Source organism: Chenggangzhangella methanolivorans (genome assembly GCF_019797865.1).
Taxonomy (GTDB): Bacteria; Pseudomonadota; Alphaproteobacteria; order Rhizobiales; family Methylopilaceae; genus Methylopila; species Methylopila methanolivorans.
Genome location: NZ_CP081869.1, coordinates 3,672,501 through 3,694,251, shown reverse-complemented (window position 1 = coordinate 3,694,251; position 21,751 = coordinate 3,672,501). Strand labels below are relative to the sequence as shown.

Here is a 21,751-nt window from a genome sequence, read left to right as displayed (position 1 = left end):
AAGTCGGATCTAAGTATCGACAACGATCCTCGGCGACCGAAGAGCGCCGGCCATCACTGCCGGCGCCCCAGTTTGCGGAGACGTCCCATGCATCGTTCGATTGAAGACGGCCTGAGCAAAACGCCTCATGTCACGTTGCTCTTCTGGATCATCAAGATCGCCGCCACAACGCTCGGAAAAACCGCCGGCGACGCGCTCTCCATGAGCCTGAACTGCGGCTACGCCGCGAGTTCGTTCGTGCTTTTCGGGATCTTCCTTGCGCTCTGCGTCGCGCAGATCAGGGCGGAGCGCTACCGGCCATTCCTCTACTGGGCCGTCGTCATCGCCACCACGACCGTCGGCACGACGATCGCCGATTTCGCAGACCGCTCGCTCGGCTGGGGCTATCTCGGCGGCGTTGCGGTTCTGGCGAGTTTCCTCGCCGTCGTGCTCTTCGTCTGGCGACGGACGCTCGGAACGATCTCGGTCGCGCGCATCGTGGATCGCAAAGCCGAGGGCTTCTACTGGCTGGCGATCCTCGCCTCCAACATGCTCGGCACGGCGCTCAGCGACTATTTCGCCGACGGCTCGGGCCTCGGCTATGACGGCGCCGCACTGATCTTCATCTCGGCGCTCGCCATCATCGTGGCTCTCATGCTCGCGACCGACATGTCCGTGACATTGCTGTTCTGGGCCGCGTTCGTGCTGACCCGGCCGCTGGGCGCGGCCCTCGGCGACCTGCTGACCAAGCCGCTCGATCATGGCGGACTGGATCTCAGCCGGTTCTCGTCGTCGGGGGTCTTGGCGGCCCTGATCCTAGCGCTCGTGCTTTTTGGGACGCGTTCGGGCGGATCTCCTCACGCCGACGCGCGGTCGTCGGTCTGACCAAGCGCGCGGCGGGCGTCCGAGAAGTCGAGCCCCGACCGCCTGCCGGTTGGGGCTTCCGGCGGGTGAAGATCGAAGCGACGTCGCTGGCGTTGCGCGGCCGGGATCACTCCGAGCTTGAGCACGCCGGAAAGCCGCTCGCGCGAGCCCGTGAGGCCGTCCTTCAGGCTGTTGTCGTCCGTCAGGATCTGGCGGCCCAGGCCAGCACCTTCTCGCCCTCCGGCGTCAGCCCGACGAAGCGGCGGCTGCGCTGCACGAGTTGAACGTCGAGATCCTCCTCGAGTGCAGCGCTCCCCGGAGCCGATCGACGACGGAGCCGGCAACCAGTCGCCGACCTTGATCCTCTGATCAGTCCCGACGACGCCTCGAAGGTCGCAATTGACGGCACCGTCATATTCTTTGAAACATAACGATCTTAATGTCGCCGTATCATCTCCACTTCGGCGCCCGCTTTCGTCCGACGTCCGGACCGCGCCCAGATCACTCCAGGATTCGACGATGACCCGCTTCCGCACGCTCGCCGCCGCCGTTGCTTTCGCCGCCCTCGCCTTCGGAGGGACCGCTCAGGCGGCGTCCTGCGACGGCGGGTTCTCCAGTAGCTTCAAACTGCGCGGCGAGGTCGAGAACCCGACGACCTTCAAGCTCAAGGACCTGAAGAAGCTTCCGTCCTCGCGCGTGACCGTGACCTACTTCTCGGGCAGCGCGGGTCTCGTCACCCAGACCTACACCGGCGTCTCGCTCAACGACATGCTGGCCGCGGCGGTCATCAAGCTCGATCCTACCCGCAAGAACGACATCCTGAGAAAGTACGTCGCCGTCCGCGCCACCGACTGCTACGAGGCGATCATCGCGGTGGCCGACCTTCTGCCCAACTTTGGCGCCCAGCAGGTTCTTATCGCCTATGCCGACGGCAACGGCCAACCGCTCAGCGAAACCGAGGGCATGGCCCGGCTGATCATCGCTGGCGACAAGCAGGGCGGGCGTCTGGTGTCCAACGTCAAGGCGGTCATCGTCGGCAGCGCCGAGGACTGACGGTCCATAGCGCCGCAGGAGAGTTCCGGACCTCAATCATCCGGAAGCTTCGGCGCCTGGCGGAGAGCGGAACGCGGCGGGATCCGGAAGAGCATGCGGCGCCTCCGGACCCCGCCCAGGCCGACGCCCGCTCACAACGCGCTGGCCCACCACTAGACGACCGGTCTAATTCGTTCTATATGGCTCTCCATGAGCCAAGGGCATGAAACCATCGACGTCCGGCAGCACATCCTCCACACCGCCACGACCATAATGGCGGCGAAGGGGTTTTCGGCCGTCGGCCTGAACGAGATCCTCGTCTCGGCGCAGGTCCCGAAGGGTTCGTTCTATCATTACTTCGGCTCCAAGGACGCGTTCGGCGAAGCAATCCTGAAGGACTACTTCGAGGACTATCTCGCCGATCTCGACGCGACGCTCACTGCGGCAGACAAGACGCAGGCCGAACGCCTGATGACCTATTTCGCCGGCTGGCGCGAAACCCAGGGCAGTTTCGACCACCAGGGCAAATGCCTTGCAGTGAAGCTCGCGGCCGAGGTCTCCGACCTCTCCGAGGCGATGCGGCTCGCGCTCAAAGCCGGCGCCGCCGGTATCGTCGATCGGCTGACCGGCGCCATCGCGGCCGGCGTCGCCGAAGGGTCGCTCTCGGTCGAAGACGCCCCGGCGTCCACCGCTGAGAACCTCTATCAGACCTGGCTCGGCGCAAGTCTGATGGCGAAGATCGAGCGGAGCCCGGCTCCCTTCGACGCCGCCATGGCCGCGACTCGCCGAACTCTCAACCTCCCGGCGCGCTGATCGGAGCAACGTCCTGGCGGAACTCGCGCCGAGTTTCGCCAATTTTATAGACGACCGGTCTACTCAAACAGGCGCCGGTCGAACCGCTGAAGAGGAGTTGACGATGAAGATCCTGATGGTGCTGACCTCGCACGACCAGCTTGGCGAAACCGGACGCAAGACTGGCTTTTGGCTGGAGGAGCTCGCCGCGCCCTACTACGCGTTCAAGGACGCGGGCGCGGAGATCATCCTTGCCTCGCCCAAAGGCGGCCAGCCGCCGCTCGACCCGAAAAGCAACGAGCCGGACTTCCAGACCGACGCCACGCGGCGGTTCGAAGCCGACGCGGACGCAAAGGCGGCGCTTGCCTCCACCGTGCGTCTCGACTCCGTCTCGCATGACGGCTTCGACGCGGTGTTCTATCCGGGCGGCCACGGCCCGCTCTGGGATCTGGCGGAGGACAGGGACTCGATCGCTTTGATCGAGACCACGCTCTCGGCCGGAAAGCCAGTCGCGCTCGTCTGTCACGCGCCCGGCGTGCTGCGTCACGCCAAGGCCCGAAGCGGCGCGCCACTCGTCGAAGGCAAGCGCGTCACCGGCTTCGCCAATTCGGAAGAGGACGCAGTGGGGCTGACCGACGTGGTGCCGTTCCTCGTCGAGGACGAGCTCAAGCGCAACGGCGGCGACTTCTCCAAGGGAGCCGACTGGGCGCCCTATGTGGTCGAGGATGGTCTGCTCGTCACGGGGCAGAATCCCGCCTCGTCGGAGCCCGCCGCCAAGGCGCTGATCGCGCGCCTGAACGCCTGAGCGTCAACGGGAGCGGCCGGCGCTCGTTCGCCGGCCGCTCAGTGAACTCAAACGGAGAGGACCTTCCATGAAGACCTTCATCGTCGGGATCGCGGGCAATGTCGGGTCGCGCCTAGCAGCGAAACTGGCGGCCCACGGCGACGTGGTCGACGGGCTCTACCGCCGCAAAGAGCAGGGCGAGCGGCTGAAGGCGCTCGGTGTCGGGGCGACGCATGGCGACCTCGTGGCGATGAGCGCTGAGCAGCTTGCGGACGCCGTTTCCGGCTCAGACACGCTGGTGTTTTCCGCGGGGGCCGCGGGCGAAGGCGGCGCGGCCATGACGACCGCGATCGACGGCGAGGGCCTCACCAAGTCGATCGAGGCCGCGCGCCTCGCGGGCGTCTCGCGGTTCCTGCTGGTCTCGGCCTTCCCGGAAGCCGGCCGCCACAAACAGCTCTCGGAGACGTTCGAGCACTATATGGCGGTCAAGAAGCAGGCCGACATGGAGCTCGCCGAGAGCGACCTCGACTGGATCATCCTCCGCCCCGGAACGCTAACCGATGATCCGGGCTCAGGCAGGATCCGCATCGGCCCCGCGCTGACCTACGGCTCCGTCCCGCGCGACGACGTCGCGGAGACGCTTGCGGCGCTCGTCCATGCGCCGCGGATCTCGAGACGGATCCTGGAGCTGACCGAGGGGGAGACGCCGGTCGCGGACGCGATCGTCGCGCTGTGACTGGCGTCAGTTCGTCGCCGCGGCGACCAGGGTCGGCTTGGTCCTGTAAAGGTCCGGAAACATCGTCTGCAGCGCCTTCACCTTCGGGATGTCGTTGATGGCGATGTAGGGCTGGTTGGGATGCAGGGTCAGATAGTCCTGGTGGTAGGCCTCGGCCGGATAGAAGGACTTTCCGAGCTCGATCCTGGTGACGATCGCGGCGTCGTAGACGGGCCTGATTGAGCTGAGCGATATAGGCCTTGGCCACCTTGGCCTGCTCGGCGCTCGCGGCGAAGATCGCCGAGCGGTACTGCGTCCCGCGGTCCGGGCCCTGCCGGTTCAATTGGGTCGGGTCATGCGCGACCGAGAAATAGACCTGCAGGATCTTGCCGTAGGTCACCTTCTTCGGATCGAAGGTGACGCGGACCGCCTCGGCGTGGCCCGTGGCGCCGCCGCCGACCGCCTCGTATTGCGCCGTCGACTTGTCGCCGCCGGCATGACCGGACATCGCCTCGGTGACGCCCTCGAGGTGCTGGAACACGCCCTGCACGCCCCAGAAGCAGCCGCCCGCCAGCACCGCGGTTTCGAGGCCCGGGCCGGCCGGCGCGTCGATTGCGGGCGCGGGGATCGCCACCGCCTCCTCGGCGGAGCATCGCGCGACCGAAAGGCCAGTCGCGGCCGAAAGTGCGATCGCCGCGACGACGCCGGCAGCCTTGATGCGTGAACTCGTCATGTCAGCCTCCCTCAGCCAAAGGTGAACGCGAAGGCCCGCGGGCCCGGATCCAGGATCTCGCTCTCGAACGCATGGCCGCCGCCCGGCCCGCTCTGACGCACGAACTGCTGGAGCCAGTGATCTTCACGACGCCCTCGCCGTTCTCGTCGACGTCGCCCCAATGATTGTCTTCGGCGCGGCCCTGTCGATCGTTACGCGGAAACGCGCCGGCGCGCCGTTTTCTTCCGAGCCGTGGACGAAGGGCCGGTCGGCCTACGCGAGCACGAAAAGCGGCATAGGTTACGCGGCAGCCGGCCGGAACGTCATCGCGACGCCGTTCATGCAATAGCGCAGGCCGGTGGGCTTCGGCCCGTCGTTGAACACATGTCCCAGATGGCCGCCGCAGCGGGCGCAGTGGACCTCCTCGCGTTCCATCCCGAAGGCGGTGTCGCGCCCCGTGCCGATCGCCTTGTCGAGCGGCGCCCAGAAGCTCGGCCACCGGTGCCGCTGTCGAATTTCGTTTCGGAAGAGAACAGCGGATTCTCGCATCCCGCGCAGGCGAAACGGCCTTTGCGGCGCTCGTCATTGAGCGGGCTCGAATAGGGCCGCTCCGTGCCGGAAAGCCGAAGCACCGAGAACTGCTTTTCGGTCAGGCGCTTGCGCCATTCCGCGTCGCTCATCGCGATCTCGAAGGAGCCCTCCGCCGCGACCGCCGGCCGGCGGCCCCAAACGCCGAACGCAAGAGCCCCGGCGGCTGCGCCGACTACAAGAACACCCCGCCTGGTGACCATTTGGCCTGCTCCCGTTCTGACGCGTCTCACAACAGGTACGTGCGGAGACGCCTTATCGTTACGAGCATTTCGTCCGCCCGCGCTCGTAATGTCGCAGGCCCAACCTATCGAACGACGCGCGTCCTCGATCGGTTGCGCGCCGCGCAGGTTTGCAGACATCGGAATCCTACGTGATTTTACAGTCTTGTCCTTGGAAGCCGGGGTCAGCTAATTTGCTGTGGTGGCATAGTAGGAGAGCGTGCGTTCGATGAGTGCGGCGGCGACGGCCCGCTCGGTCGTCAGCTTCTCGACGGCGAGCGCCGACGACGGCGGTCGTAACGGATTCGAGGCGTATCACGACCTTTACGGGCCGGTGGCGGACGTCGTCGGTCTTGATGGGCGTTTCGCCGTCAGCGTCGAGGCGCAGCGCCTCGACGAGATGATCCTGTTCGATCGCCGGCTTAAGAGCGTGCGCCATGTGAGATGCGCGCGGCGCGTCGCGCGGAACGGCTTCGATCATTTCACGGCGCAGCTCGTGCTCGACGGCGAATTTGATGTCGAGACCGACGCAGGCGCGCGTCGGGTCCAGCGCGGCGAAATGGTCCTGATCGACATGACGCGGCCGATGGCGACCACCGTGAGCGACGCTCGGGTGCTGACGCTGTCCACCCCGCGCGCGCTGATCGAACGAATGGGCGGGCCGGACGGGCTTCATGGCGCGGTGATCCCGGAGAGCCGGTCGGCCATGCTCGGCGGGCTGCTCTCCTCGTTCCTCCGATTTCCGGACGACCCCGCCCCGTCGGACCGCATGCGCATCGCGCAGGTCGCGGTCGAGCTTCTGTCGCTTGCTCTGAAGGCGAAAGCGGGCGCGCGCTGACCGCCTCCGACCAGGCCTGCCGACTTCGCGCGCGACGGTTCATCGACGCTAACCTCGCCGCCGGTCCTGACGAGGTCGCGCGCGCGGGTCGGCCAGTCGCGCTCGGCGCTTTACCGCGCCTTCGCAGACTTCGGCGGGGTCGCGCGCTTCATCCGGACGCGTCGTCTGGCCCGCATGCGCCTTCTGTTGGGACGGACAAGCGACGGCCGCCGCATCGGCCAGATCGCCTTCGACTGCGGCTTCGTGAGCGAAAGCGACGCCTCTCGCACGTTCCGCGAAGCCTTTGGCGTCACGCCGGGCGAATACCGGTCCGCGCGCATCGGAGACGGCGCAACGTCCGGGGAGCGGTCGGAGATCGCGCTCTGGTGGGACCAGATGCGCTGACGGCGCCGGTCCCGTGACGAGCAGGGCGTATGAGGCGTCGCGCCGCGGGTGGACCGTGGCGATCGTGCTCGGCCTCGTGCATCTTGCGGCCTTCACCGACCGCTATCTGATCGCCCTCGCCGCGCCCGCGCTCAAGGCTGATCTCCGCCTCAGCGACTTCCAGATCGGGCTGTTGCAGGGCTCGGCCTTCGTGCTCGTGTTCGCGGTCGCCGCGCTCGCTTTCGGATCGGTCGCGGACCGCTCCCGCCGCACGTTGGTGATCGCCGTCAGCCTCGCCTGCTGGAGCGCGGCGAACGCCGCCTTCGCGTTCTGCTCGACGTTCGGCGAGATGTTTTCCGCCCGCGTCGCGCTCGGGCTCGGCCAGGCGGCGCTCTCGCCGGCGGCGCTCTCGCTGATCGCCGCCACCGCGCCACACGGACGCATCGGCCAGGTCGTCTCGATCTACACCTCCGGCTCGACGCTCGGCCGCAGCGCCGCATTTCTCGGCGGCGGAGCGCTGATGTCGGTTCTGGCCTCCGCGCCGCTCGCCTTCGCGGGCGATCCGCAAGCCTGGCGCGCGCTGTTCATCGTGAGCGTCATCCCGAACTTCGCTGATCGTCGCCGTGCTGGCGTTGCGCGAGCCTGCGCGCGCGGCCGGGAGCGCGCAAAATCCCTCCCATGCGTGGCGCGGCTGGCTCGCCCGCCACTGGCGCCGCTACGCCGTCCATATCGCGGCGGCGGGAGCGGCCACGATGGCGATCCAGGCGGTCACGGCCTGGACGGTCACGGCGCTGGTGCGCCGGCACGGCTACGACATCGCACGCGCCGGCGCGGTCTTCGGTCTGGTCGTGCTGGCCGCAGGGCCCGCCGGCCACCTGACCGGCGGCGCTTTGCTCGACGCCTTTCGCCGCAGCGCCGGAAGTCGGGCGCCCTACATGGTGCTGGCCTTGAGCCTGACGAGCGCGGCGCCGGCCGCCTGCCTGTTCTGCCTCGGCGAGGGACCAACCGCGATCGCTGGCTTGCTCGCATTGACCTATGCGCTGGGCCTCGCCACGCCCGCCGGCTTTTCGGGCGTGCAGACCATGACGCCCCGCGCGATGCGTGGGCGGGCGAGCGCGCTCTTCCTGTGCTGCAACACGCTGATCGGGTTCGGGCTGGGGCCGCCCCTTGTGGGCCTTCTGACAGACCAGCTGTTCGGGGACGCCGCCGTCCATCTTTCGCTTTTGAGCGCGATCGTCGGCGGATGCGCGATCGGCGTCGCGGTCTGCGCCGCAAGACTGGCGTCGCTCCAAGCGCATATGAAAAATCACGTACGGAAAACGGCTTAGCCCTATCCGACCAGCTTCGATCTGGGACGCTCCGTCAAGGCTCCAATTCGGCCGCGCTGCTAATTCGGCGCCTGTCACCCGGCGGCATGAGCACGCGCGGGTCGATGATCTTCAGAGCGCGACGGTGAAACAGGCCACGCTGATCGAGACGTTTGCGGCGCGTCTCGACTCTCTCTCTCTCTCTCTCTCTCTCTCTCTCTCTCTCTCTCTCTCTTTGCCAGCCCCTCATGCGCGCCAGCGCCGAGTAGCGGTGGACCCTGCCGGCGCTGATCCCGCCCCGCAAACCGGCGAAGGCCGTGGGCGGTCAGACTTCGACGAGATCGGCTGAAACTTTGGAGCGACATCGGCGTTTCGCTCTGCGATCCACAGACCAACTCTCTCGCACCCGAGAACTTCAGTGGCAATCTGCGGCTCGAGGCCTCGCCGAGTTGGCGTCTGTTGGAATGCGTCATGACGAACGTGCTCTATATTGATCCGGCCGGCTCTCGCTCCGCGCCGCCCTTCGTCACAGGCGCCCTGTCAGACATCGAGCTGCTGCACTCCATTAGCGTGGAGTTGATCGGCTAGAAGGACCGCGCCGAGCTCTACGGCAAGATTGTCGACGCCGCGATCTCGATCACGCAGTCGCAGTTCGGCACGATGCAGCTCCTGTGCCTGACGAACGACCACCCCGGTCGCTCCGGTCATCTGCAGCTTTTGTGCTCCCGCAATCTGCCGCCCGAAGCGGAGCGTTTCTGGCAGTGGGTGAGCCCTTCTGCGCTCAGCAGCTGCGCGATGGCGCTCAGGTCCGGCCGGCGGGCCGTCATCCCCGACTACGAACAATGGGACGAGATCGTCGGAACGGAGGAACTCAACGCGTTCCGGCGCACCAACATCCGCGCCGCCCAGACGACGCCTCTGCTGTCGCGTAGCGGCGCCCTGCTCGGGATGATTTCGACGCATTGGAGCGACGCGCACGAGCCGTCCGACCGCGACCTTCGCCTGCTCGACATCCTTGCCCGTCAGGCCGCCGACCTTCTCGAGCGCGCCATCGCCGACGAGGCGCTGCGGGAGCGCGAACAGGAGCTCGACCGCAAGTGCGAGGCGCTGCGAGAGTCCGAAGAGCTCCAGAGGATGCTCACCGGCGAACTCAGCCACCGCGTGAAGAACATGCTTGCGACCGTGCAGGCGATCGCATCGCAAACTCTGCGCCATAGCGCCGAGCCGCATGATTTTGTCCAAAGCTTTGGCGGCCGCATCCAGTCCATGTCGCGCGTGCATTCCCAGCTGAGCGCCAACGAGTGGAAGGGCACGCAGCTTCGAGACGTCGTCCAGGACCAGATGAAGCTTGGACCTGTCGACGAAGCGCAGATCTCGGCGCGCGGTCCCGATGTCTATCTCGACGCGACCGCCGTGCCGAAGGCGATGATCCTTCATGAGCTCGGCACGAACTCGCTGAAGTATGGCGCGCTTTCGAAGACCGATGGCGCGGTTGGGATCGCCTGGAACGTAGTCGGACGGGGTGCTGGAGATCCGGTGGACCGAAAGCGGCGGCCCGAAGGTCGAGGAGCCGATCCGTCGCGGGTTCGGCAGTCGCCTGATCGAGATGAGCGTTCGCGGCGCCGGCGGCGATGCGGCCCATGTCGGTCGAGGCCGGCGGCGTGCGTTGGGACATTGCGTTTCCGCTCGCCGCCAACCCGGCCTTGGCTGAGGCGCCGGCCGGCGCCCGCCGCGGAAGATCCCGCGCGACGAACGCCTCTCGGACGTCGCTGGACGCCGACCGTCTTGCAGGCAAGCGCATCTTGGTGGTCGAAGACGAGCCTCTGCTCGCAATGGATATCGTCGGCCAGCTCGAAGACGCCGGCGCGATCGTGGTCGGTCCGGCCGCGAGCGTGATCGCGGCGCTCGGCCTGATCGAGCAGTACCGGTTCGACGCCGCTCTTCTCGACGCGAACCTTGATGGCTTTGCGGTCGACGACGTCGCGGCGTCGTTGGCGCGGATCAACGTGCCATTCGCGTTCATGAGCGGATATGGCAAGGAGTCGCTGCCTGCATCCTTCGAGGACGTGCAACTGCTGCCGAAGCCGTTCAACGCCGGTCAGCTTCTGGATCTAGCGGGCGAACTCGTCGTCTGAAATGCCCTGAAGAGCGCCTCGTCGCGTTCGAGTTCCCCCGCACTGGCAAGAGGCGGAAGCGGGGCGGCGGCTTCAGAGGCCGAAGGCGACGTGCCCGTCCGAGCTGATCGGGAAGGCAGGGTTCCAGGCGATCTCCCAAACGTGGCCGTCGGGATCCGCCAAATAGCCGCGACAGCCGCCATGTGGCGGCTCGTCGGCCGGTCGCAGGATCACGCCGCCATGTTTTGCGAGCCGGGACATCACAGACTCGACGTCGTCTCGGTCGGCGACATTGTGCCCGAGCGAAAAGCCAGCGCTCGGTTGGGCGGCGCGACGGGCATCCTCGGCGAGACGGTCGGCCGCCCAGGTCCCCAGCACAAACCCGTTCATCTGATAGAACACGATCTCGTCGTTCTCAAAGACCGGCCGCCAGCCGAAGCCTTCGACGTAGAAGCGCTTCGAACGCGCGAGATCGACCACGCCAAGCGTGACCACTGACATCTGCTGCTGCATTTCAACATCCCTCTCGAAGCCCCGCCGCGGAATGCGCTCGGATCTCGTCTCGGGACTTGGACGCTGTCGCGCGTCAGCCAGAACTCCGCGCATTCTTGCGGGAGCGACCGGGCTAACCAAAACCGGTCCGCCTTTCCAGACGGGCGAAGGCTACGCTCCATGTCGCGGGCGTCAACCTCCGATTGGGGCCAGCGCGCATCGCATGGTCAGCGAGACGGTCATGCAGGAGAAGACCGGCCGGTCCTTTTCGAGATCGCCGAGCCTGCGCGAGACCGCGCATAGCCTGGCCTTCGGCGGCCGCAGGCAAGGGTGGCTTTCGACCGTCGCAGACACTGCGATGAACGGCTGATCGTCGCTTTATCTTGTGCCGGCGCGGAAACGCTAAGATTTCTGATAGAAGTATGTGCTAAATTATTTGAGGTTGGATCAGGAAACGCCGACCCACTCCCTCAAAAGACAGACCTCGGTTTTTCAAGCCTGAGCCGTCGACTGTCTCGCGTGAAGTCGTCCATTAAGGCTGATTTTGGATATCCATTGGCAAAACTGATCGAAGTCAAAAGTCTCGGCGGCACGAATTTCGTTCGCCCCGATCGGGTCATCGCCGTCCAGACGTCGCCCACGGGCTCCACGGTCATCGTGATGGAGGGCGGGGCTGTGGTGAACTCTTCGGAGACCACGCTGGCGGTGGCGGCCAGACTGAGGGCGGCCGAAGACGACAGCTAAGGCCCAAACGAAACCTACTCGACGATCCGGGGCGGGCTCCACCTCACTCCTCACTCCCGTCGCGTGGCCCGAAACGCGCGGCGGGTCATGCGGCTATGCGGGATCGGTCGACGCCTCCTCGGAGACGTCGACCGGCGCGCCGGCGTCTTCGGCCAGACCTGCTCCGGGCCCTTGAACCACCTCGTCTCCACGGCGGCATACGCCCCGCGTATGGGTCTCGATCGCCGCGAGAGCGTCGTCGAGCGAAGCGAACGGTCCGCAAACGCATTTCCTTCATCGTCTCACGAGCCTTTCCCCGGGTTCGACGGCGAACGCGTCGCCTTTCGCGCGGATCACGCCCATCGATCGACCGAGAAGATCCGTCAGCCGCCATTCGCTTCGGCCGGCGACCGGGTTCACCATGACGTCCAAGCTGTGTCCCATCTCAATATCGAAAGCTGCGCCTGGCGCGCAGCCTCATTTATTTATGCGAAATAATTTATCGGCGTCCTTGTAAAACGTCACAGTCGCGCGCATTTTAAGTCGTCGTTCAAAAGAATTACGATTTGAGATGCAGGGCCTGCAAGGCTCGCACGTCAGATTTTATTTCAGATCAATTGAGATACGACCGCGTCGTCAGACAGGGCTGCGCGCAGTTTTATTTTTTTAGAGGAAGTCCCATGTCCACGGGAACAGTTAAATGGTTCAACGCCCAGAAGGGGTTTGGCTTCATCGCGCCTGACGACGGGTCCACGGATGCGTTCGTGCACATTAGCGCCGTCGAGCGCGCCGGGATCTACGATCTCCGGAGGGCCAGAAGGTCGAGTACGAGCTCGTCGCCGATCGCAAGACCGGCAAGATGTCGGCCGACCAGTTGCAAGTTCAGGTCTGAGCGCGACGTCCTCCGGGCCCGGAGGACGTCCGCGCCGTTGCTAAAGCGAGGTCGACCACGGATGTACTGGCGAACCTTGCCGGCGGCGTCGCCGCGCCAGATCGGAAGAGACGCTTAGGCGTCTTCGACCCCGTCGCCTCGAGAGGCGGCGGGGTTTTTTCTTCCGGCCCCGCGTTCGGGACCGGCCAACCCGGGAGCACGGCGCATGGCGAAGGCCCAAAAACGCGGCAACAAGGAAGCCAAGAAGCCGAAGAAGATCAAGGAGCCGGTCGCGGCTCCCACGGCGTCGTCTCGCGGCGTCCTCGCGACCGCCGCCGGATCGCCCAAGGCCAAGAAGTCCTGAAGGCCGAGGACGTGGCCACCCGCACCACCGAGACCACCGTGACGTTCCGGCGCTCGTTCGACCTGACGGCGATCGAGGAGCGCCAGCCGGCCGGAACCTACCGCTTGGTCATCGACGAAGACGAGATCCTCGGGGTCTCGTTTCTCGCTTACCGCCGCACCGCCACGATGCTGCAGACGCCGGCGTTGTCTTCGCGCGGCCCGGTCCAGTCGCATCTGGTCGACCGCGCTGATCTTGAAGCCGCCCTCGAGGCGGACCGGAAGACCGAGGCCGACCTTTGACCGGCTCGAGCGCAGCGACCGTCGCAGCCTGGGTGTCGGACAGGCTGATCCCGCTGGTCGTCCTCGTGATCGTCGCGGCGATGTTCTGCTTTGCGGGTTGGATCAATTGAGGCCTCGCCTCTCACCAAAGAGCGATGACTGCATCGCCGACGAAATCCGGCGATCCGGACAGGAGACGATATGAAATATCTTGGCGCGATCAGAAGAGACGGAACGCTTGGGTCTACGGCGGTGGCCAGCAGGCTCGAGCTTGAACTGTACCAGCAGAACGGCGGGATGATCACCGCGTCGGGCGAAATCGAAGCCCAAAGCTCGACCATCGCCCAATTCAAGAGCCGCCAGGCGATCGAGTTCGTGACGAGCGACGGCCACAGGATCAATCTGGCGCTGTCCGATCCGAAGCGCTCGCCGACCGGCACCATCGCCCAGATCACGGCGACTGGCGATCTGCCGTCGATGAAAGGCGGGCGCTCGGCTGGCGTTAGCCGGTCGGGGCGCTCTTCATCGTTTCCTTGGGGCGGCCGCGCGCCGCCTCAGGAGCCGGCCGTGCTTCGCATGGTCCGGCTCACAAGGCTTGAAAGATCCTCGGCCGCGAGGGTTTTTGCAGCCGGTCGAAGCCGAAGACTTGTTTGACCTGGACCGGCGCAACGCCGACGCCGGTCTCCTCGATATCGATCCGGACCAAGCGTCGCCCGAAGCGTCTTCCGCCGGGCCCAAGACGCGCTTGGTCAAAAGCCTTCGCCGTTCATCGCGTCGCGTGGATCGACCTTAAGGTCGACGGCGGCTGTTTCGAACTGGCTGGCATCCGCCTCTCCCCCACGCTTTGCGCCGATTTCCTGGCTCTGCACGTGTCGGCGCCGCGCTTGAGGCGGCGCTTGCGGCCGCCCTTCTCGCATCTGCGAAATTTGGCGCGCCACGCACTGGACAGCGCCACCTGATTCATTATAGCGATTTGATAGATTATTAGCCGACGGTTTCTGGAGGCTGCTGATGTCGCATGTTTGTTTTGGCGTGTGGGCCCCGGTCCATGGCAACCGCGCCGCCGCCCATGATCCGCTCGAGCCCTATGACGCTTCCTGGGCGCACAACCGCGATACGGTGCTCGAAGCCGAGGCGCTCGGCTATGACGCGACGCTCGTCGCGCAGCATACGGTGAACCCGCATTTCGCCGAGCGTGACCAGATCGACTCCTGGACCGCGACCGCCGCGATCGCCGCTTTGACCAGCCGCATCGAGCTGATCTCCGCCATCAAGCCCGGGCTGTTCCACCCGGTCGTGCTCGCCAAGATGGCGCTGCAGATCGAAGAGATTTCGGGCGGCCGCTTCGGCCTCAACCTCGTCAACGCGTGGAACCACGCCGAATTCGAGAAGGCGGGGATGCCCTTCCCCGAACACGACGCGCGCTACGCCTATGGATCCGAATGGCTTTCAGTGGTCGAACGCCTCATCCGCGGCGAGACCGTCACGCACAAGGGCGAGAACTTCTCGCTCGACGCCTACACGCTTCGCCCGGCGAGCCGCCACCGCGCGCGGCCCAAGATCTACCTCGGCGGCGAGTCCGAGCCGGCGCGGGCGCTTGCGGCCGGATTGAGCGACGTCTGGTTCATCAACGGCCAGCCGATCGAAACCGTCGAGGCTCTGATTTCGGACCTGAAAGCGCGTCCGCGCAAGGGTCCGCCGCTGGGCTTCGGCCTCTCGGCCTTCGTCATCGCGCGCGAGACCGAAGCCGAGGCGAAGGCCGAACTCAGCCGCCTCGTTGAGCTCAAGGAAAAGGACAAGCCCGCCAAGGCGATCCAGGAGTCGAACACCGACGCGAAGGTCGTGATGTTCCAGACGATGGCGAAGCGCAGCTTCGTCGGCACCAATGGCGGCACGGCCGCCGGGCTCGTCGGCTCCTACGATCAGGTGGCCGAGCGCGTCGACGCATTCGCCAAGGCCGGCGTCGAGCTGTTCATGCTGCAGTTCCAGCCGCTGCGCTCGGAAATGCGGCGCTTCGCCGAAGAGATCTTTCCGCGCTTCGGCAAGGCCGTGGCCGCGCCCGCGCCGCGCTATTCGGAGACGGCGCGATGAGCCTCGCCGAAGATCGCGCCTCGGTCCCGGTCGCGGGGTCGTCCGCCGCGCCGCGCAGACGTCCGGCGAAGGCGCCCGCAGGCGGCCCGTCCAAGCGGGCCTCGCGCCAGGCGCTGGCCGCGCTTTCCTGGGCCGCGCCTGTCGCGTTCCTCATCGTGTGGGAGACGCTCTGCCGCTCGGGCTATGTCGCGCCGCAGATCCTTCCCGCCCCGAGCAAGGTCGCGCTGACCGCCTGGAAACTCGCGACCACAGGAAGCCTCTTTCACGACCTCGGCGTCAGCCTGTTGCGCGCCGCGACGGGCTTTACGATCGGCGGCGCGCTCGGCTTCGCGCTCGGGGTCGCGGTCGGCTTCTCGCGGGTCGCCGAAGCCGCGATCGACCGCAGCGTCCAGATGGTGCGCGCGGTGCCGTTCCTGGCTGCGCTGCCGCTCACCATCATCTGGTTCGGGGTGGGCGAGACCCAGAAGATCTTCCTCGTCTCCCTCGGCGTGCTGTTCCCGATCTACGTCAACACGGTTCTGGGCATCAGGCAGGTCGACCCGAAGCTTCTCGAGCTCGCCCGTGTGCAAGGGCTCTCGGCCTGGACCACCATTGCCCGCGTGATCCTGCCCGGCGCGCTGCCCTCCGTGCTGACAGGCGTGCGCTATGCGCTCGCGGTCGCCTGGCTCGCGCTTGTGGTCGCCGAGACGGTCGGCGCGCAGGCGGGGCTCGGCTTCCTGGCGATGGACGCGCGCGAGTTCCTGCGCACCGACGTCATCGTGCTGACGATCGTGATCTACGCGGCCATCGGCGCGGGCTCCGACGCGATCGCGCGGCTGCTCGAACGCCGCCTCCTGCGCTGGCACCCGAACTACGCGGAGGGCGCCCGATGAGCCTCTCGGTCGTCGCCTCCCGCCCCGCGGTCGCGGTCCGGGGGCTTGTCCGCCGCTATGGCGCGCGCACAGTGATCGCCGGCCTCGACCTGACGATCGAGCGCGGCGAGTTCGTGGCCCTGCTCGGCGAAAGCGGCTGCGGCAAGACCACCCTGCTTCGCGCTCTCTCCGGCCTCGATCCGATCGACGGCGGCGCGGTCGACGCGCCCCGTCGGCCCGCGGTCGTGTTCCAGGAGCACCGCCTGCTGCCTTGGGACAGCCTCTGGCGCAACGTCTCGCTTGGGCAGCCGGAGAACGGCGCGCGCGAGCGGGCCGCCGGTGCTCTCGCGGAGGTCGGGCTCGGCGAGCGCCTCGACGACTGGCCGCGCAACCTGTCCGGCGGACAGGCGCAGCGCGTGGCGCTCGCCCGCGCGCTGGTGCAGGAGCCGGAGCTGCTGCTGCTCGACGAGCCCTTCGCGGCGCTCGACGCGCTGACGCGGCTCAAGATGCAGGCGCTCGTGAAAGAGCTCGTGGCGCGCCACCGGCCGGCGTCCTGCTCGTCACCCACGACGTCGACGAGGCGATCGCGCTCGCCGACCGCGTGCTGCTGATGCGCGGCGGCGCGATCGCGTTCGAACGCCGGATGACCGGCGGGAGCGCGTCCGCGGCGATCCGCGAAGAGCTTCTCGAACAGCTGGGCGTCCCATCGTCCGCGCGCCGCGTCGCCGCCCGCCCCTCCCCTTCCCACCCGTCGTCTGAGGCCTTAAAATGTCGTCCCTGCCCAAACTCTCGCGCCGCGCGCTGCTTGCGACCTCGACCGTCGGGGCCGGCGCTCTCGCGCTCGGCCTGAAGCCCGGCGCCGCGCTTTCCCGCAACACCGACAAGGTCCGTCTGACCTTCGGTCCCTCGGGCCAGCTGACCCAGATCGCCAAAGACCGCGGCGCGCTCGAGAAGACGCTCAACGACCAGGGCGTGAAGGTCGAGTGGATCGGCCCCTTCCCGAACCACGCCCCGACATTGCAGGCGGTCACCGGCGGCAGCGCCGACTTCTCGTTCGGCGGCTCGACCACGCCGGCGCTTGCGGCGATCGCCGCCGGCTCGCCGCTCGTCTTCACGCAGTTCCTGATCTACCGCCCGCGCACCACCTCGATCATCGCCAAGGACGGCTCCGGCATCGACAAGGTCGAGGATCTCGTCGGCAAGTCGGTGGCGGTGAACCGCTCTGGGCTCGGCGAGTTCCTGCTGGTCGCGGCGCTCGAGAAGCACGGGATCGACCGCTCCAAGGTCAACGTCGTCTATCTCAACCCGCCGGACGCCGCGCCCGCGCTCGCTTCCGGCAAGGTCGACGCCTGGTCGATGTGGAGCCCCGGCGTCGACATCGCGCGCCATGAATACAAGGCCCACAACGTGTTCTTCGAGGAGACCGATCTCGACTTCCAGATCGACTTCACGACCTGGCTGACCTCGAAAAAGTTCGCGGCCGAGAACGCCGACCTCGTGCGCCTCGTGAACAAGGCGCTCAAGGACGAAGCCGACTGGGCGACGGCCAACCCGCAAGAGTCGGAGAAGATCGCGCAAGGGTCGCCGCCCCGCTACGTCGACGCGGTGCGCGAGCGCTTCCTGACGCTGAAGCGCACCTATGAAATCTACCCCGTCACCGACAAGGCCTTCGTCGAGCGCCTGCAGAAGGCCGCTGACTGGCTTGTCGAGCGCAAGGTGCTGCCCGAGCCCGTCGCGATCACGGACCTGCTGGCGCAGGTCTGAGGAGGCGACATATGCGAAAGCTTCTCCTCGCCGCGGTCGCCGCCCTCGCGACGCTGACGGCCGCCCCGGCCATGGCCGGCAAACTCAAGATCGGCACGGTGCCGGGCGGCTACGGCGACTCGATCGCCGCGGCCGCGGAAGACGCCAAGACGCAAGGCCTCGACGTCGAGGTCGTCGAGTTCACCGACTGGACGACGCCCACGTCGCGCTTCAGTCGGGCGACATCGACATCAACTACTTCCAGCACCGCCCGTTCCTGAACAAGGCGATCGAGCAGCGCGGCTATGACTTCACCGACGTCGGCGTCGGGGCGCTGGCCAATGTCGGTCTCTACTCGCTGAAGCACAAAAGCTTCGCCGACATCCCTCAGGACGGGAAGGTGGCGATCGCCAACGACCCGGTGAACCAGGGACGCGGCCTCCTGCTTCTGCAGAAGGCCGGCCTCGTGAAGCTGAAAGACGGCGTGGGCTATCTCGGCTCGCTCGACGACATCGTCGAGAACCCGAAGAACCTGAGCTTCACCGAGGTGGAGGGGCCGCAGCTGGTGCGCGTCACCGGCGACGTCGACCTTGCGCTCGGCTACCCGCATTTCATCGTCGCCTCCAAGGCCTTCGACGCGCGCAGCGGGCTGATCTTCTCAGGCATTGAGGACAAGCAGTTCGCGATCCGCTTCGTGGTGAGAAAAGACCGCGCGGCCGATCCGGACATCGCCAAGTTCGTGAAGGTCTACCAGACCTCCCCAAAGGTCCGGGCGGTGCTCTCGAAGGCGTTCGCCGACGATCCAAAACTCTACGCGCTGGCGTGGGTCGATGACTGAGGCGTTCGCGCTCGCCCGGAACCCGGCCTCCACGGGCAGACGGAGCGCGGAGGTCGTCGACATTCGGCCGGAGCCCGCCAAGGCTGCGATCTCGTTCCGCGGCGTCGCCAAGACCTATGTCTCGCCGCGCGGCGAGATCGGGGCGTTGAAGAACATCGACGTCGAGGTTCCCGAGGGACGCGTCTTCGGCGTCATCGGCCGCTCCGGCGCAGGCAAGTCGAGCCTGCTGCGTCTTGTGAACCGGCTCGAAAGCGCGACGACCGGACAGGTGATCGTCGACGGCGAAGACGTCGGCGCGCTCGACGGCGAGGCGCTGATCGCGCTTCGCCGCCGCGTCGGCATGATCTTCCAGCACTTCAACCTGCTGTCGGCCAAGACCGTCTACGAGAATGTGGCGCTGCCTCTGAGGGTCGCGGGCTGGAGCCGCGAAGACACCGAAAAGCGCGTCACCGAGATGCTCGATCTCGTTGGGCTCTCGGACAAGCGCGACGCCTATCCAGGGCGGCTCTCGGGCGGCCAGAAACAGCGCGTCGGCATCGCGCGCGCGCTCGCCGGACGGCCCAAAATCCTGCTGTGCGACGAAGCGACATCCGCGCTCGACCCAGAGACCACGCAGTCGATCCTCGCGCTGCTCAGGGACATCAACCGCCGGCTCGGCATCACCATCATGCTCATCACCCACGAGATGAGCGTGATCCGCGAGGTCTGCGACGAGGTGCTCGTGCTGGAGAAGGGCGAGGTCGCCGAAGCCGGCCTCGTCTGGCGCGTCTTCGGCGATCCGCGACATCCCGCAACCAAGGCGATGCTCGCCCCGCTCTCCCACGGCCTGCCGGACGATCTGGCCGGCCGGGTTCAATCGACGCCGCCGCGCGACGTCGGAGAGGCGCTGGTCGAACTGTCGTTTCGCGGCGAGCGCGATCCTGATCTCGGCGCGATCACGGCGTCGCTCGGACTTTCCGCGCGGGTGCTTTCCGCAAATCTCGACCGCATCGGCGGCCACACCCAGGGCCGCCTGCTGGCCGCGCTTCCCGTAAGGGCCGGCGCCGGCCCCGACCTTCCCGAAAACGCGAGGGTGATCGGCTATGTCGCCTCAAATGATTGAGCGCCTCTGGCGCGCCTTGTTCGACACCGTGCAGATGGTCGGACTCTCGGCGCTGATCGCGCTTCTCGTCGGCGTGCCGCTCGCAGTGCTGCTGGTGATGTCGCAGCCCGGAGGGCTGACGCCCGCGCCGAAACTCCACCGCGCGCTTGGCTCCGTCATCAACGGCTTCCGCGCCATTCCCTTCATCGTGCTGCTGGTCGCGCTGCTGCCGGTGACGCGCTTCCTCACCGGCACGACGATCGGCGTCTGGGCGGCGATCGTGCCGCTCGCGATCTCGGCCACGCCCTTCTTCGCGCGGATCGCGGAAGTCTCGCTGCGCGAGGTCGACAAGGGGCTGATCGAGGCCGCGCAAGCGATGGGCTGCCGGCGCCGGCACATCGTGACCCATGTGCTGCTGCCCGAGGCGCTGCCGGGGCTCATCGGCGGCTTCACCATCACGGTCGTCACCATGATCGGCGCATCCGCCATGGCGGGCGCCGTGGGCGCGGGGGCTTGGGCGACGTCGCGATGCGCTACGGCTATCAGCGCTTCGACACCACCGTGATGGCGGCCGTGATCGTGATCCTGATCGCGCTCGTGACGCTCGTGCAGGTCGCCGGCGACCTCGCGGTGCGCCGTTTGAAGGCGCGCTGAGGTGGCCGTCATGCCGAACGAGATCCTGCTCAACGCCTTTTCGATGAACGCCGTCGGGCACCAGTCGCCGGGGCTGTGGCGGCACCCGCGCGACCGATCGGGCGAGTTCAATCGCCTCCCGTTCTGGACGGAGCTCGCCAGGACGCTGGAGGCGGGCCTGTTCGACGGGCTGTTTCTAGCCGACGTGCTCGGGATCTACGACGTCTACGGCGCTTCGCCCGACGCCGCGCTCCGCCACGGGACGCAGGTGCCGGCCAACGATCCGTCGCTGCTCGTTCCGGCCATGGCGGCGGTGACGAAAAACCTCGGCTTCGGCGTCACCTCGAACCTGTCCTACGAAAACGCCTTCCCGTTCGCGCGGCGGATGTCGACGCTCGACCACCTGAGCGAAGGGCGCATCGGCTGGAACGTCGTCACCGGCTATCTCGACAGCGCCGCGAGGGCCGCGGGACTGAACAAGCAGCGCGCCCATGACGACCGCTATGCGGTGGCCGAAGAATACATGGACGTCGTCTACAGCCTCTGGGAAGGCAGCTGGGACGACGACGCGGCGGTGCGCGACGTCGCGCGCGGCGTCTTCACCGATCCAGATCGCGTGCGTCCCGCAGTGTATCGCGGCCGGCACTTTTTCGCTCGACGCGGTGCATCTTTCCGAGCCCTCGCTCCAGCGCACGCCGGTGATCTACCAGGCGGGCACATCGCCGGCCGGCCGGGCCTTCGCGGCCCGCCACGCCGAATGCGTGTTCATGTCGGGACCAAGCGTGACGGCGCTGAAGCCTCGCGTCGCCGATATCCGGCTCGCCGCCGAGGCCGGTCGTGATCCCGCAGCGATCAAGATCTTCGCCATGGCGACCGTGGTGACAGGCCCGACCGACGCCCGCCGCGGAAGCCAAGCTTGCGGACTATCGGCGCTACGTCAGTCCCGAGGCGCGCTGACGCTGATGTCCGGCTGGACCGGCGTCGACCTGTCGACCTTCCGGCTCGACGACGAGGTCCGCCATGTCGAGACCGACGCCGGACGCACTGCGATGGAGAACATCACCCGCGCCGACCCCTCGCGCGTCTGGACCGTGCGTGAGGTCGCGCAGCATGTCGGGATCGGCGGCATCGGCCCGGTGTTCGTAGGCTCCGGACGCACGGTCGCGGACCTGATGGAGGCGTGGATCGCCGAAACCGGCGTCGACGGCTTCAACCTCGCTTACGTGGTCGCGCCCGAGAGCTTCGAGGACGTGGTCGAACACGTCGTGCCCGAGCTTCAGCGACGCGGCCGCTACAAGCGCGCCTACGCGCCCGGAACGCTGCGCGAGAAACTCGGCGGCGCCGGGCCGAGGCTGCCCTCAAGCCATCCCGCATCCGGCTTCCGCTCGCCCCGCGCGCATGCGCAGGCGGCCGAATAATCCCCGATCGAGGAGACGCCTGCCATGAACGTCATCGCCCGGGCCGCCAGCTTCGCGACTCCCGAGATCCCTCGACT

At 67.0% G+C, this 21,751-nt stretch carries 20 protein-coding genes and 9 pseudogenes (1 of these 29 running past the window's edge); 26 read left to right on the top strand and 3 right to left on the bottom strand.

Annotated features, from left to right (window positions below):
• Positions 1-87 precede the first annotated feature (87 nt).
• The 6 genes from K6K41_RS19335 to K6K41_RS19310 all read left to right on the top strand — a co-directional run bounded on the left by K6K41_RS19335 (position 88) and on the right by K6K41_RS19310 (position 4,187).
• Positions 88-864 (top strand): COG4705 family protein, encoded by a 777-nt coding sequence (locus tag K6K41_RS19335; RefSeq protein ID WP_261401848.1) that lies wholly within the window; start codon positions 88-90, stop codon positions 862-864.
• Between the two features lie 65 nt (positions 865-929).
• Positions 930-1,127 (top strand): hypothetical protein, encoded by a 198-nt coding sequence (locus K6K41_RS19330; protein WP_261401847.1) that lies wholly within the window; start codon positions 930-932, stop codon positions 1,125-1,127.
• A 235-nt stretch (positions 1,128-1,362) separates the two neighbouring features.
• Positions 1,363-1,896 (top strand): molybdopterin-dependent oxidoreductase, encoded by a 534-nt coding sequence (locus tag K6K41_RS19325; RefSeq protein WP_261401846.1) that lies wholly within the window; start codon positions 1,363-1,365, stop codon positions 1,894-1,896.
• A gap of 189 nt (positions 1,897-2,085) precedes the next feature.
• A complete protein-coding gene (locus K6K41_RS19320) occupies positions 2,086-2,688 on the top strand; it encodes a TetR/AcrR family transcriptional regulator (RefSeq protein WP_261401845.1) in 603 nt (200 codons plus the stop codon).
• A 103-nt stretch (positions 2,689-2,791) separates the two neighbouring features.
• The gene (locus K6K41_RS19315; RefSeq protein ID WP_261401844.1) at positions 2,792-3,472 is read left to right on the top strand and encodes a type 1 glutamine amidotransferase domain-containing protein; all 681 of its coding nucleotides are present in this window, start codon (positions 2,792-2,794) and stop codon (positions 3,470-3,472) included.
• Between the two features lie 67 nt (positions 3,473-3,539).
• Positions 3,540-4,187 (top strand): NAD(P)H-binding protein, encoded by a 648-nt coding sequence (locus K6K41_RS19310; protein WP_261401843.1) that lies wholly within the window; start codon positions 3,540-3,542, stop codon positions 4,185-4,187.
• Between the two features lie 6 nt (positions 4,188-4,193).
• Here the strand turns inward: K6K41_RS19310 and msrA are convergent.
• Positions 4,194-4,899 (bottom strand): annotated as a pseudogene (gene msrA, locus K6K41_RS19305) (peptide-methionine (S)-S-oxide reductase MsrA).
• A 279-nt stretch (positions 4,900-5,178) separates the two neighbouring features.
• Positions 5,179-5,669 (bottom strand): annotated as a pseudogene (msrB, locus tag K6K41_RS19300) (peptide-methionine (R)-S-oxide reductase MsrB).
• 247 nt (positions 5,670-5,916) lie between these two features.
• Here msrB and K6K41_RS19295 point away from each other — a divergent pair.
• The 6 genes and pseudogenes from K6K41_RS19295 to K6K41_RS19270 all read left to right on the top strand — a co-directional run bounded on the left by K6K41_RS19295 (position 5,917) and on the right by K6K41_RS19270 (position 10,330).
• Positions 5,917-6,525: an AraC-like ligand-binding domain-containing protein gene (locus K6K41_RS19295; RefSeq protein ID WP_261405789.1), complete on the top strand. Its 609-nt coding sequence runs from the start codon at positions 5,917-5,919 to the stop codon at positions 6,523-6,525.
• 66 nt (positions 6,526-6,591) lie between these two features.
• Positions 6,592-6,909, top strand: a complete 318-nt coding sequence (locus tag K6K41_RS19290) for a helix-turn-helix domain-containing protein (RefSeq protein ID WP_261405788.1) — start codon at positions 6,592-6,594, stop codon at positions 6,907-6,909.
• Positions 6,910-6,922: 13 nt separating this feature from the next.
• Positions 6,923-7,432: pseudogene (locus K6K41_RS30625) on the top strand (MFS transporter); the annotation flags it as partial.
• 79 nt (positions 7,433-7,511) lie between these two features.
• Positions 7,512-8,216 carry an MFS transporter gene (locus tag K6K41_RS19280; RefSeq protein ID WP_261401841.1) on the top strand — a complete coding sequence of 235 codons (705 nt, stop codon included), beginning with the start codon at positions 7,512-7,514 and terminating at the stop codon, positions 8,214-8,216.
• A gap of 594 nt (positions 8,217-8,810) precedes the next feature.
• A pseudogene (locus K6K41_RS30620) lies at positions 8,811-9,524 on the top strand (HWE histidine kinase domain-containing protein); the annotation flags it as partial.
• Positions 9,525-9,835: 311 nt separating this feature from the next.
• Entirely contained in the window at positions 9,836-10,330 is a 495-nt protein-coding gene (locus K6K41_RS19270; RefSeq protein ID WP_261401839.1) for a response regulator, read from the top strand.
• 72 nt (positions 10,331-10,402) lie between these two features.
• Here the strand turns inward: K6K41_RS19270 and K6K41_RS19265 are convergent, their stop codons facing one another.
• A complete protein-coding gene (locus tag K6K41_RS19265; protein WP_261401838.1) occupies positions 10,403-10,822 on the bottom strand; it encodes a VOC family protein in 420 nt (139 codons plus the stop codon).
• Positions 10,823-11,131: 309 nt separating this feature from the next.
• Between K6K41_RS19265 and K6K41_RS19260 the strand changes: the two genes are divergently transcribed.
• From K6K41_RS19260 to K6K41_RS19195, 14 genes and pseudogenes are all read left to right on the top strand, one after another.
• Positions 11,132-11,545: a hypothetical protein gene (locus K6K41_RS19260; RefSeq protein ID WP_261401837.1), complete on the top strand. Its 414-nt coding sequence runs from the start codon at positions 11,132-11,134 to the stop codon at positions 11,543-11,545.
• Between the two features lie 659 nt (positions 11,546-12,204).
• Positions 12,205-12,416, top strand: a pseudogene (locus tag K6K41_RS19255) (cold-shock protein).
• A gap of 205 nt (positions 12,417-12,621) precedes the next feature.
• The gene (locus K6K41_RS19250) at positions 12,622-12,759 is read left to right on the top strand and encodes a hypothetical protein (RefSeq protein WP_261401836.1); all 138 of its coding nucleotides are present in this window, start codon (positions 12,622-12,624) and stop codon (positions 12,757-12,759) included.
• 11 nt (positions 12,760-12,770) lie between these two features.
• The gene (locus K6K41_RS19245; RefSeq protein ID WP_261401835.1) at positions 12,771-13,040 is read left to right on the top strand and encodes a hypothetical protein; all 270 of its coding nucleotides are present in this window, start codon (positions 12,771-12,773) and stop codon (positions 13,038-13,040) included.
• A 231-nt stretch (positions 13,041-13,271) separates the two neighbouring features.
• Positions 13,272-13,673: a hypothetical protein gene (locus K6K41_RS19240; RefSeq protein ID WP_261401834.1), complete on the top strand. Its 402-nt coding sequence runs from the start codon at positions 13,272-13,274 to the stop codon at positions 13,671-13,673.
• Between the two features lie 357 nt (positions 13,674-14,030).
• The gene (locus K6K41_RS19235; RefSeq protein WP_261401833.1) at positions 14,031-15,110 is read left to right on the top strand and encodes an LLM class flavin-dependent oxidoreductase; all 1,080 of its coding nucleotides are present in this window, start codon (positions 14,031-14,033) and stop codon (positions 15,108-15,110) included.
• Complete coding sequence (locus K6K41_RS19230; protein ID WP_261401832.1) at positions 15,107-15,982, top strand: ABC transporter permease subunit; 876 nt, start codon at positions 15,107-15,109, stop codon at positions 15,980-15,982. The genes K6K41_RS19235 and K6K41_RS19230 overlap by 4 nt, the downstream gene beginning before the upstream one ends.
• A pseudogene (locus tag K6K41_RS19225) lies at positions 15,979-16,811 on the top strand (ABC transporter ATP-binding protein). The gene K6K41_RS19230 and the pseudogene K6K41_RS19225 overlap by 4 nt, the downstream one beginning before the upstream one ends.
• Positions 16,730-17,725 carry an ABC transporter substrate-binding protein gene (locus K6K41_RS19220; protein WP_261401831.1) on the top strand — a complete coding sequence of 332 codons (996 nt, stop codon included), beginning with the start codon at positions 16,730-16,732 and terminating at the stop codon, positions 17,723-17,725. The pseudogene K6K41_RS19225 and the gene K6K41_RS19220 overlap by 82 nt, the downstream one beginning before the upstream one ends.
• An 11-nt stretch (positions 17,726-17,736) precedes the next feature.
• A pseudogene (locus K6K41_RS19215) lies at positions 17,737-18,542 on the top strand (MetQ/NlpA family ABC transporter substrate-binding protein).
• The gene (locus tag K6K41_RS19210) at positions 18,535-19,644 is read left to right on the top strand and encodes a methionine ABC transporter ATP-binding protein (protein ID WP_261401830.1); all 1,110 of its coding nucleotides are present in this window, start codon (positions 18,535-18,537) and stop codon (positions 19,642-19,644) included. The pseudogene K6K41_RS19215 and the gene K6K41_RS19210 overlap by 8 nt, the downstream one beginning before the upstream one ends.
• A pseudogene (locus K6K41_RS19205) lies at positions 19,625-20,277 on the top strand (methionine ABC transporter permease). Before K6K41_RS19210 ends, K6K41_RS19205 begins: the two are co-directional and overlap by 20 nt.
• Positions 20,278-20,287: 10 nt before the next feature.
• Positions 20,288-21,674, top strand: a pseudogene (locus K6K41_RS19200) (LLM class flavin-dependent oxidoreductase).
• 24 nt (positions 21,675-21,698) lie between these two features.
• A protein-coding gene (locus K6K41_RS19195; protein ID WP_261401829.1) for an acyl-CoA dehydrogenase family protein crosses the window boundary here: on the top strand, positions 21,699-21,751 show its 5' end (the start). It continues 1,180 nt past the right edge of the window; 53 of the gene's 1,233 nt are visible here — the first part of the coding sequence; it begins with the start codon at positions 21,699-21,701; its stop codon lies off the right edge, out of view.